This window comes from Nostoc sp. (assembly GCF_036917515.1).
Lineage (GTDB): Bacteria > Cyanobacteriota > Cyanobacteriia > Cyanobacteriales > Nostocaceae > Nostoc.
The window spans coordinates 1-11580 of sequence record NZ_JBALDE010000179.1 but is presented as its reverse complement, the minus strand read 5'-3'; the positions used below and the strand labels follow the sequence as shown (position 1 = coordinate 11580).

At 40.9% G+C, this 11580-nt stretch carries 12 protein-coding genes and 1 pseudogene; 5 read left to right on the top strand and 8 right to left on the bottom strand.

Features of this window, described 5'->3' with window-relative positions:
• Positions 1–230: 230 nt before the first annotated feature.
• From V7K89_RS23890 to V7K89_RS23875, 4 genes and pseudogenes are all read left to right on the top strand, one after another.
• On the top strand, positions 231–644 hold the full coding sequence (locus tag V7K89_RS23890; protein WP_335191579.1) for a hypothetical protein: 414 nt from the start codon (positions 231–233) through the stop codon (positions 642–644).
• The gene (locus V7K89_RS23885) at positions 598–849 is read left to right on the top strand and encodes a hypothetical protein (RefSeq protein ID WP_335191577.1); all 252 of its coding nucleotides are present in this window, start codon (positions 598–600) and stop codon (positions 847–849) included. The genes V7K89_RS23890 and V7K89_RS23885 overlap by 47 nt, the downstream gene beginning before the upstream one ends.
• A 108-nt stretch (positions 850–957) precedes the next feature.
• Positions 958–1952, top strand: a pseudogene (locus tag V7K89_RS23880) (D-2-hydroxyacid dehydrogenase).
• 217 nt (positions 1953–2169) lie between these two features.
• A complete protein-coding gene (locus V7K89_RS23875) occupies positions 2170–2832 on the top strand; it encodes an ABC transporter substrate-binding protein (protein ID WP_335191575.1) in 663 nt (220 codons plus the stop codon).
• Here the strand turns inward: V7K89_RS23875 and V7K89_RS23870 are convergent.
• The 8 genes from V7K89_RS23870 to V7K89_RS23835 all read right to left on the bottom strand — a co-directional run bounded on the left by V7K89_RS23870 (position 2789) and on the right by V7K89_RS23835 (position 10279).
• Complete coding sequence (locus V7K89_RS23870) at positions 2789–3646, bottom strand: ABC transporter permease (RefSeq protein ID WP_335191573.1); 858 nt, start codon at positions 3644–3646, stop codon at positions 2789–2791. The two genes, V7K89_RS23875 and V7K89_RS23870, sit on opposite strands and share 44 nt — an antisense overlap.
• 73 nt (positions 3647–3719) lie before the next feature.
• Positions 3720–4235: an ABC transporter permease gene (locus V7K89_RS23865; protein ID WP_335191571.1), complete on the bottom strand. Its 516-nt coding sequence runs from the start codon at positions 4233–4235 to the stop codon at positions 3720–3722.
• Complete coding sequence (locus V7K89_RS23860) at positions 4202–4681, bottom strand: ABC transporter permease (RefSeq protein ID WP_335191568.1); 480 nt, start codon at positions 4679–4681, stop codon at positions 4202–4204. The genes V7K89_RS23865 and V7K89_RS23860 overlap by 34 nt, the downstream gene beginning before the upstream one ends.
• Positions 4682–4765: 84 nt before the next feature.
• A complete protein-coding gene (locus V7K89_RS23855; RefSeq protein WP_335191566.1) occupies positions 4766–4891 on the bottom strand; it encodes a hypothetical protein in 126 nt (41 codons plus the stop codon).
• Positions 4892–5080: 189 nt separating this feature from the next.
• Positions 5081–6091 (bottom strand): aldo/keto reductase, encoded by a 1011-nt coding sequence (locus V7K89_RS23850; RefSeq protein WP_335191564.1) that lies wholly within the window; start codon positions 6089–6091, stop codon positions 5081–5083.
• Positions 6088–7485 carry a tetratricopeptide repeat protein gene (locus tag V7K89_RS23845; protein WP_335191562.1) on the bottom strand — a complete coding sequence of 466 codons (1398 nt, stop codon included), beginning with the start codon at positions 7483–7485 and terminating at the stop codon, positions 6088–6090. Before V7K89_RS23845 ends, V7K89_RS23850 begins: the two co-directional genes overlap by 4 nt.
• 480 nt (positions 7486–7965) lie before the next feature.
• The gene (locus V7K89_RS23840) at positions 7966–8985 is read right to left on the bottom strand and encodes an isopenicillin N synthase family dioxygenase (RefSeq protein WP_335191560.1); all 1020 of its coding nucleotides are present in this window, start codon (positions 8983–8985) and stop codon (positions 7966–7968) included.
• A gap of 736 nt (positions 8986–9721) precedes the next feature.
• Positions 9722–10279, bottom strand: a complete 558-nt coding sequence (locus tag V7K89_RS23835; RefSeq protein WP_335191558.1) for a hypothetical protein — start codon at positions 10277–10279, stop codon at positions 9722–9724.
• Positions 10280–11226: 947 nt separating this feature from the next.
• Between V7K89_RS23835 and V7K89_RS23830 the strand changes: the two genes are divergently transcribed.
• Positions 11227–11514: a hypothetical protein gene (locus tag V7K89_RS23830; protein ID WP_335191556.1), complete on the top strand. Its 288-nt coding sequence runs from the start codon at positions 11227–11229 to the stop codon at positions 11512–11514.
• Positions 11515–11580 lie beyond the last annotated feature (66 nt).

The following is an 11580-nucleotide window of genomic DNA, read 5'->3' as shown; positions in this document are numbered from 1 at the left end:
TACTTAAATGTGTAGCTACACTAATTCGTTTCGGCATTAGTCATCTTTGCACTCACTACTTCTATCGTAAGCGATTATCCGGACATGATATTACTGGGTACTCAACGAACAAATCCCAGTTTTCACTTTGTATACGTGAAAAAGGCAGGAGACATGAGATTACATAGTTGCCTTTCTAGCTAAAGCTTGAATTTTGAGTAAAAAATACTACTATCTATTCCTAATCCCTAATGACAAAACAACTGCATCTAGCCGGATTTCTGATTGCCTCTCACCTAACTCATAGTCATCCTGCATGGCGACATCCTCTCAATGACTTGAACTTTTTGCGACCGGAGTTTTACCAAAATCTAGGTCGAATTCTCGAACGAGGCAAGTTTGATTTTGTGTTCTTTGCAGATGGATTGATAATTCCCAGTCGTTACGGTGCAGGTATCATAGACACTCTGCGCTATGGCTCTCAAGGTGCTGCTTTTCTTGACCCTGCTTTTGTTGTGGCGACGATGGCAGTTGCAACCGAATACATCGGATTGGGCGTTACCCGTTCCACCACGTACTCGGTTCCTTTTGAGTTGGCTCGTACCTTTGCATCATGTGGTGGGAACACCCACTCAAATTGCCGATCAGCTAGAAGAAAGCTTTAAAAATGGCGAAGCGGATGGCTTTATTATTTCAGCAGCTTATCTTCCTGGTGCATTTGAAGAGTTTGTCGAATTTGTCGTGCCTGAGTTGCAGCGCCGGGGTTTATTCCGCAAAGAGTATACAGGCAAGACCCTGCGCGACCATCTAAGACTGGGCAAAGCTAGCTTAACACCTCCTGTCAGGCAACCTGAACCAGTGGGTATTTGAAACAGGCAGGAGGAGCAATTCACTTATAACTGTTGACTGTTAACAATTAAATTGAAAACGTATTGCGATCGCTGTCTACTCTACCTAACTAATATTATTGCTGGGTAGATGAGTAGTCAGCAGGATACTAAACAATTCTATGAAGGATTAAACCGTGGTCAAACTAATTCTACCTATAGAGCTGCCGAGATTGAGCCACACCTACCATCGGATACACAATTTGTGCGGGTAGATAGTGATGGTAATTTTGATGGTGATGCTAGTGATGCAGAAGTTTATCTCAGTGGGTTAGAATTGAAGCCCACGACTCTACATAAGGTGCTAGCAGCTGCTCCTGGAATACGTTGGCAACAGACTCCTAGTGCTGGTGTGAATCACATCTTGACACCTATTTTTCTCGAACATGATATTATCCTCACTAATGGTGTGGGGGTTCATGCAATTCCCATTTCAGAATTTGTCTTAACTTTGATCCTCTATCACGCCAAGCAGTTACGGGAACTGCAAGCAGATCATGATCAACGTATATGGGAAAAAAGCTGGTTAATACTACCAGAGTTGGCAAATTCAACTATGTTAATTCTCGGTACTGGGAATATTGGTCAGGCGATCGCAGCTCGTGTTAAGCATTTGGGGCAAGAGTTTGGGGTGGTCGCCGTCGTCCTGAACCGTTAGCAAATTTCGATAAAATCGTTGGTACAGATGAGTGGCACGCATTATTGCCAGAAGTTGACTATATAGTTGTTGCGACACCTTTGACAGCAGAAACTAAAGGCTTAATTGATGAAAAAGTATTGCGATCGCTACCCAGTCATGCTTATTTAATTAATGTAGGTCGCGGTGCGGTTGTAGATGAATCAGCATTAACTAAAGCTCTAACTGAAGGCTGGATTGCAGGTGCAGGATTAGACACAGTTTCTATTGAACCCCTACCGCCAGAAAGTTCTCTGTGGTCGTTACCTAACCTATTTATTACACCTCATACTTCTGCGATTTCCCCAGCATTGAAAGGACGCATCGCCAACTTGTTTCTTGATAATCTAGAGCGCTACCGAACTGGTCAGCCCTTACAGAATGTAGTCAATAAGCAAGCAGGATATTAAAGTAATTCGTGAGGCAGAAGCTAACAGCGGGTTTCCCGACTTGAAGCAACTGCCGTTAGCGCAGCGTTAGCGACGCAGCGAAAAGTTCAGAGCGGCGGCTTCCGCCGCTCTGAACTTTTCAAGACAGGAGCGTCACCCGAAGGGTAATTCGTAATTAAAATCTAAAATTAACGATCGCCCCTTTAGATTTAGCTTAAACCGCCAGAGACAATCCAACATGACCAGATTCAATAAATTCAGTAGGAGTCAGATTTTTGCTCAGTCGTTGCTTAGTATTTTGTTGCTAACTGCTTGTTCTTCTCCAAATTCTCAATCTCTAACTGCCTCTACTCCAACAGCTGCAAGTAATGCTAGTGCTGCTAGTAATACCTTAAAGCTTCTCTATTGGCAAGCACCAACCATTCTTAATCCCCATCTAGCTCAAGGTAACAAAGACTTTGAAGCTAGTCGAATTACTTACGAACCCTTGGCCAGCTTTGATAAAGATGGTAAACTAGTCCCCTTTCTCGCAGCAGAAATCCCCTCCTTAGAGAACGGTGGAGTAGCAAAAGATGGTAAATCAGTGACTTGGAAACTCAAACAAGGAGTCAAATGGTCTGATGGTAAACCTTTTACAGCTGCGGATGTGGTGTTTACCTACCAATTTGTTAGTAATCCAGCTGTCGGTGCAACCACTGCTGCTACTTATCAAGCTGTCAAAAGCGTTGAAGCCTTGAACGACTATACCGTTAAAATCAATTTCCAGGAGCCTAACCCAGGTTGGTCATTGCCGTTTACTGGTTCCAATGGCCCAATTATACCTCGTCATATATTCGAGAAATACAACGGTAGCAACGCTAGAGGTGGGGAGCATATTCGAGAAAGTTTTGCCCTTCGTTAAGCATTCGCCCCCAAGTTGGCACATCAGGTGGAAAACCTAAACCAAAAAAGCTCAGGGTTGATTCGGTAACGATCGCAGTACTTACTGAAAGAGTAGCAGCAACTAATACGGGACTAATGAGGTTGGGCAAAATATGAACCCAAATCAACCGTGCAGGGGAAGCACCAAGGGCGCGTGCTGCTGTAACAAATTCTAACTCCCGCACTGTCAAAAAATCGGCTCGCACTAATCTAGCCACAGACATCCAGTTGAGTCCACCAATCACCAGTACTATCAACACAAATATACCTATTTCTGGCCCGGCGATCGCCTTAATTGTATCCCGAAACAAAAATATCACTAGTAATAATAATGGCAGTCGTGGTAAAGCTAAACACAAATCTGTCAAACGCATCAAAACAATATCCAGCCAGCCGCCATAAAACCCAGCAAGTGCGCCAATTAGTATACCGACACTCATGGCTACTAACATCGAAAAAATTCCGACTGCGATCGATATTCTGCCACCATACAATACTCTCGCTAATATATCCTGACCTAAATCATTAGTACCAAATGGATGTACCCAACTAGGGCCAAGAGTGGATTGAGCAAAGTCAATTTTGTTGAGGAGAATATTATAAATAAATGGGCCAAACAAAACACTTAATACTATAATTAGCAAGACTACAATCCCAAACATAGCTTGACGATTACGACAAAACTTGCGCCATGCTTCTTGTGTGAGGGTTTCTTGCTTAAAAATATTAGTTGGTGCTGGAGAAACTAAAAATTCGGATGTTTCTGAACTTTGATTAGGCGATTGCTTCAACATAAAAGATGTTCTATATTTAATTTATATACTACCGAGCAGAAAGTTCAAACCACTTTTGATTTGAATTATTTAGCTACTTCGTATACTTGACGCGAGGATCTAGTAACCCATAGAGAATATCTGCAACTAGATTGAAAATAACAATCAAAATTGCGTATATAAAGGTAATTACCATGACTACAGGTGTGTCATTCTTATAAATAGAATCAATTAATAAAGCACCTATACCCGGAACCCGAAAAACCTTTTCTGTCACTAAAGCGCCTGTAAAGACACTTGGAATATCCAAAGCTACCAATGTAACTACTGGAATTAAAGCATTCCGCAAAACATGACGATTGATTACCAAAAATTTAGGTAATCCCTTAGCATAAGCAGTACGCACATAGTCTTGATGGATATTTTCCAAAATCTCTGAACGCACAAAGCGCATCAGCATTGCTGTTTGCCAAATTCCTAATACACAAATAGGCATAATAGATTGTTTAATCTGAGCAATAAAACTCTGCCAATCTGTTACCTGTAAAGTACTGTTGTAGATAAAAGGGAACCATTTTAACTGAATACTGAAGATAATAATAAACAGCAATCCTGTAAAAAATGTTGGTAAAGAAAACCCAAAAAAACTAAAGTAGTCAAAACTGTATCAATAATAGTATTGCGTTTGAGAGCCGAAAGTACGCCTAAAGGGATAGCCAGCAATATACCAAAAAGATAAGCAGAACCAACCACCCACAAGGTTGTCGGTACCCGTTGGAGAATTAAACCAATTACTGGACTGCGGCTAGTAAAGGAATAGCCCATATCTCCACTGATAAAAGCGGTAAACCACTTGACATAGCGGATATAAATTGGTTGATCTAAACCTAAAGATTTTCTGATATTTTCGCGAACTTCAGCTGTGATGGAAGGATTCAGGGCAAATTCTCCCATTGGCTCGCCTGGTGCTAATGCCAGAATAGTAAAGATCACAATACTGATGGCAATTAACGTTGGAATAGCAATTAGTAATCGATTGATTAAATATTTACTCATTGACCCCCTATTGGCTAGCTGTATCCTTAAAGAGACTGGGGACTAGTATTTTTATTCAGCACTTTCTTGTTGGAGATGATGAAACTACCCAACTTGACCAACTTTTGTAGCTTCAGGAACTTCAATTAATTGCTCTGTTTTAACATTGTAAATATAACCATAAATAGGAATTTCCAGGGTAACTAATGGATGCAGACGAATTCTTTGCACATCTGCATAAACGCTTTTGGCAAGATCATCAATAATCAGCCAATTGATAAACTTGCCTTCGCTTTATCCCGACCCAGACCCAATATCAGACCAACCTGTTTCATCCAGTTTGGCTGTTTTGAGGCTACCTTGCCCCCCTGCTTCTGTGCCCCTCTGCTTTTCTTCCCTATTCCCCAATAACAGATATTGCTATGAGCGACTGGCAAAGGTGCTTGGGTACTGATGTCCTAAGATGGGATGTGGTGTATAAGGATCTTCAAGATATTTACGCTCCTCATCGGAAAGCTTCAAATCCAAAGCCTCAACTGCTTCTTTGAGATGCTCTATCTTGCTAGCACCAACGATTGGAGCCGTCACGCCTGGTTGATGCAATAACCAAGCTAAGGCAATTTGTGTTGGTTTCACGCCGCGTTTTTGCGCTAATTCTACGACACGATCAACTATTTGAAAATCTGAATTTTGATAGTAGAGATTGTGGGCGAATTCGTCGGTTTTTGCGCGCACGGTTTGACCATAGTCTTGTTTGCTGCGATTTCCAGCCAGGAAACCACGCGCTAAGGGACTCCAAGGAATGATCCCAATTCCTTGATCTAGAGATAAAGGTATGATCTCTCTCTCTTCTTCTCGATAAACTAAGTTGTAGTGATTTTGGATAGATATAAAGCGACTCCAACCGTGTTTATCAGCCGTGTAAAGGGCTTTGGCAAACTGCCATGCATAAACACTGGAGATTCCTAAGTAACGAACTTTTCCTGATTTGACTACATCATGCAGCGCTTCTAGGGTTTCCTCTATGGGCGTTTCATAGTCCCATCGGTGAATTTGGTACAAATCGACGTAATCTGTTTGTAAACGCCGTAATGAAGCATCAATGCCATCAAAAATATGCTTACGAGACAGTCCCCGGTCGTTGGGGCCATCACCGATTTGATTGTATACTTTGGTAGCAATAACTACTTGATCTCTTTTGGCAAAATCTTTGAGTGCCCGTCCCAGAATTTCTTCACTGGCACCTAATGAATAAACATCAGCGGTGTCAAAGAAGTTAATGCCCAATTCCAAAGCTAATTTAATAAACGGGCGACTTTCTTCTTCTTCTAGTACCCATTCGCGCCATTTCCGAGAACCATAAGTCATAGTACCCAGAGTCAAGCGTGATACTTTTAATCCGCTTTTTCCGAGATTTACGTATGTTGTCATACTGTTTGCTCTACTTTTTGATAACGTTGTGATAGTTCTAATGCAAGTTGCGAAGCTTGATGTGCTTCATCACTGCGTCCTAGCTGGCTGTAGGTATTAGCTAATTCCCGTTGAATCACGGGAATATTGCTACGAGATGCATTGCGCTTTTCTAGTACATTCAAGGTTTTGTGATACTGCCGATCCCGAATCAGTGCATCAAGATAAATTTGCTCAAATAAATCTTGTTGAGCATGAGATCCACCTGTGGAGTATAAATCAGGTAATACTGCCTCTAGTTGAGCGATCGCACATTTCCAATCCCCACGAGCATGAGCAATCATCCCCTTAGCCGCTGGCACTCCTACCTTTAGCCAAGTTCGCCGCGCATAGGGTAAAACGTTTTCTCCATGAGTTTGCATACTCTCTAACATCTCTACCGCCCAGTCATCTTTACCACCCCGTACCAAGGCATAGATATATTGCAAATCCAGGAAGGCAAGAGCGTGTTCGTGTAATCGTGGTTGCAGATAAGCAGCAAGTTCCTGCCACCGCGAACCGACATCTACACCACGTAACTCTAGCCGTAGCAACAAAGCAATCGCGTTAATCTGTTCGCGTCCATTGTCTTTTTTGGCACGTCCCCAAATGCGCCTGTCATATATCTCTAGTACTTTGGCAAAATTCTCAATATCCAAATAGTATAAGGATGTATGCCACCAAAGATGTCCATAAAAAGCCGAGCTACTATATTCCCAAGTGTCGCTCAGATTCTCCATTAAGCTAATTCCCTCTTCTAAACGTCCTTGAGTTTCTAATACATGAGCAACGGCGTGATGTGCCCAACGGTTATCTCGTTTTAGAGCGATCGCAATTCGTCCATATTCTTCTGCTTGTGCTAAACGATGGCACTCTTCTAGCCCAAAGGCCAGCATCCCATATATATAAGGGTTGTCACGATTAGCAGCGAAAACTTTTTCAGCAATCAGTAGCATTCCCTGACTATTACCGGAATTTCGATAATGGTATTGGGCCAGATGTACCGAGGCTAAATCGCCCGGAAAGGCAATGGCAATTGCTTCATGGAAAGCGATCGCTTGAGCAATGTCTTGGTTTGCCCATGCTTCAATTGCCGCAACATAAAGTTTTTCGCGAGCGTTCGCTCTTTTTAGGTTAGATTTTGCCACCTTGAGATGAGATTTGGCCTTAATTAAGGCAACAGAACCACCAGCAAATAAATAAAAGGCGGCAACTTGAGCATTGGCCATCGCACAAGCCGGATCTGCCTCAACTGCTTTGAGAATGACTTGGGCATCGTTACCAACACCCAATAATTGATCAACAAAGCTATTGATGGCATCTACCACTGCTGATGAGTCGGTAGTAATTTCTAGTTCAGATGCATCTTTTACCATTGATTTTTCCAGAGCATTGCACAGCGACAAACATTACTTTGCAAAAGCTAGGCTATAAACTACTGTACCTCAATCGAGTTACTGGATTTAATTATGATTGCTATTAATTTTTTTCAGAAGTTGTCGAAGGTAGCGCTAACTAGTCGCATCCCAACTGGGTCGAGGGTCGAGAGCAGAATGGCACGAAGACTGATGTGAAACCTAATGAGGGCAGGGTGTTAGGTGTAGTGTTTAAGACAATTGAATGCAAGGCACGTCAACGAGTTCAACATCTTCTTAATTCCCCACACCCAAAGCTGCAACCCCACACCCAAAAACAAGGAATAACAGGGATTTACGCAAATCATGCGTGCCATTAGATCGAGAGCATTTAACGATACTGCAATAAGTCCGGTCTGTGATCTTTACTGTAGCTATTGTGCTGCAGCAACGGTGGCGGTAATAGCATTGGCTCAACGCCGTGCTACCGCTAACAGCACTTTAAAACACTGTTTGGCGCAGTTCTGGAAATACTTTGGATACTTTATTGAGAAGATAATCGCCATAAGTTCCGCGAAATTCGTGGACACTGGCTTTATCCCAGCGATCGCTTTGATCGTCATTCACTACTATACCGTCCAGTTCAATGGGTTTGACTTCAATGTTGAAATTGGGATCAAAGAAAAATGGAAATGACAAGCGACTACTTGTTGATCGGTTCTGAACGCGGTGGGGTGTTGAGCGATACAGTCCTCGTGTCATCCGATCGAGCATATCCCCAATGTTGCATACGAATGAACCAGGAATAGGAGGTGCATCTATCCAACCAGACTTTAATTTGACTTGTAATCCACCGACATTATCTTGTTTTAGTATAGTTAATACTCCATAATCTGTATGTTCGCCGACGCCCCATTTAGATTCAGATAATGATGAATTAGGAGGGTAATTGAAAATCCGAAATAATATCAATGGGTCTTTTGTATAACGGTCTGCAAAGTAGGACTTTTCTAACCCCAAACTTAGAGCAATACCAGCCATTAGGGTATGTCCAAGTTTGGTCATTGAGTCTATATAATCCAGCACTGTTTCTCGAAATTGGGGAATATTTGATGGAAAAAGATTTTCACCGTGCATTGGTACACCAGTTTTCACAAGTGGGTGGTCTGATTCTAGTTCTGTACCGAAGTAAATACCTTCTTTTAAGTCCGGTCTACCTGATGTTAACTCATTACCTACAGGGAAATATCCTCGCCATGCTTTACCACCAAGAGCCATACGAATTTTCAGTTTTGTTTCTACATCCTGCGCGAAAAACTGTTGGCTGAGATGTTCTAACTGCTTTTGTAATTGCTCATCAACTCCATGTCCGACGATATAGAAGAAACCGTAATTATGGAGAGCTTGTCTAATTTGGTCTACGATTACATGAGAATAGTTGCTAGTTTGAGAAACCAATGCACTAATATCAATGACGGGAACTTCTGAAAACTCTTTATCCACAACTTGTAAGATTGTCATACTCTGTTTTTTTAGTCGTGCGTAGACTAATAACTAGACTACAGGGAGCATCCCAATTTGGCAAAAATAAAAGAATCCAAATTATTTGCGAGTTATACCAATCCTATATAATGATGCGCCAAATTATATAAGGAACGAACCGCAAAGGTGCAAAGGAGAGGCAGCGTGGTCTTGGGGGTTTCCCCCATGAGCGACTGCCGTCACAAAGGAAGAAAATTTGGCGCAGCCTCACAAAGAAATGGTATTACAATCACGAATAATCTGGGGATTCAGTCTTGTGGTTCTTCCTCTTCTTGCTCAGATCCAGAACTAATATCTAGCAAACAGTCATCAAGGGTATGAATTATTCTCTGTATTTAATCCCAAACATAACGTCTAAAAACAGACATAATAACATCAAGATGTTCAGTAGTACAGCTTTGCCCAAATGCTTGTATTTACTGAGCTTGTCTGATGTCACGTATTAGAAGTATGGGATTGGCACTTGTAATTTGTAGTACTAATATTTCTTCAGATTTTGCCGGACTTGATAACGCGCTACCCAAGCCCCGGATGCAGCCAGATCACCCTGCTTTAATTAAAATGTGCTTGTTGTTTTTCTAAGGCTGTAATCGCCTTTTTAATCCGCTCAAATCGAGCTAATTTATCCTGTTCAGTATCGTTGGCTCTTGGTCTTGGCATACAAATATACACAAATATCTTCGCGATGATAACTCGCGAATATTTTTCCCAATATTCATCTTATTGCCAAATTGGGATGCTTCCAAGCGCGTCGCGCTTCCACCACTTTGAAGTACGTGATCGCATTCAGTAGTAAATTTGGCGTTGCATAATATAGGGAGGAATTAAGGTGTTCTACTGTGCATTGTCCATACTGTGAGTCTACTGAGATTAGAAAAAAAGGTTTATCGCTGGCTTGAGCAAAGACACTTCCTGTACCACCGCCACCACCAAAAACGATTGCATCTACACCCATTCCCTCAAGTAAAGGTGCAGTCGAGGAAAATTCATTCCATGTTACAGAAATACCTTGAGGTTGTAAGCGCTTCTCTAGGCTGCCTTGGGCTTTGATAATATTCAGCAGTGCCATACCTTTTTGATGCCCCATTTTCAACACAGTTAACTTGCTAGTCTGAGGTTTTTCTGTAAGTGTATTAGCTGAATTACTAGGAGTGCAGGAAGCGATCGCCAAACTCAAGCCTAAACTTATGACAAATACTAGAGCAAATGAGCGAATTCCTGGTTGCTTAAAAAACTTTAACCAGTCCCTCTGATTTATCAGTCTATTGAACATAAGAGGTTGTTTGAAAAGTGTCAGCTTAAGCCTTAAATGCAACTAAGAGAAGCGATCGCAAGCCCCAGAACCCTCATTATCTCGTTCAACTTATCGATAGCCAGAGTAGTCAAACATACGTTGGATGACTTTTCAAACATCCTCTAAGTGAATCTTGATTAAATCTACTTAATTACTCACTGATAGAAGTGAGTTGAGGATTAGGAATATCTAGCAATAAAGAAATTACTTCTTTACGCCAAGCATCATATATTGGTTCAACGTCAAGTGAAATAGAGTGCCATCGCATCCATCACAAACTCAACCTATTAATTCAGTTTTGCACTTGGGATGCGATCGCCATTGAATCTTGTAGTAAATAGTTCCAAACCTTTACAAGGCTTGCTTTTGAGATATTGTACAACTTTTTTATTTATCAATATGAGGAATTTTTAGAAAATTGTACAACTTTATTTTTATAAGTTGCGTGAATGCTAACGGTAATATAGGGGTTACAAATTGCAAAATTGTACAAATTTTTTATATTTCTACACTAACCTTTGGAAATTAGTTCAAATATTAAGAGTAGTAGAGAATAAATTATCAGAAATACAAAAACAACGAGATGGGTGAAAAAAGTTATTTGCTACTCATAGTAATCGTCTGGTTCTACACCTTGTCTACAAAGCTTTACCAGATAGTTTTTTCAACATATCATCTGATTTAACCACAGAACAAATTGATGAGATAAAATCTATGACCTTAAAGTTTTTGGGAAATGTCATGAGTGAAAGTAGTAACCTATTTCCAACTTCTTATCCGGCAAATATCTTTAGAAATGTTACAAAATACCAAGAAATTGTAGAAAAAATTTTAAATTGAGATTAGTTTCATAAGTTCTTAAAATGACACTGTTTCACTAAAGAAACACAATATCCAAAGCTTGCTTCATACAAAGGAGGTACTCCTTGGATAATAGCGAAATAATCATATTTGATTTGTTGGTTGTTAGTTTAGCAGAGTTTTTTCGTCCAGATACTCAATACCAACTCCCTAAATACCCATACCCTGATTTCTTACAGCGTGCCTCCAATACTCTGGCATTGAAGATGACAACTTTTCTTTATCCACGTACTTTAGAAGGTCTTTTGGCTCTTTTAGAAAAACCTTTGCAAACATGGTATCCACTGGTAATTCCGAAGGAGTTTGACTCAGAATATGGTTTGGTACCAAATCCGGTTTCCATAAACCCCTAATAAATTAAATAACATTTAGCCAATGATAATTAGTTAGATTTCTAATTTCTTCTTTCATTTCACTGA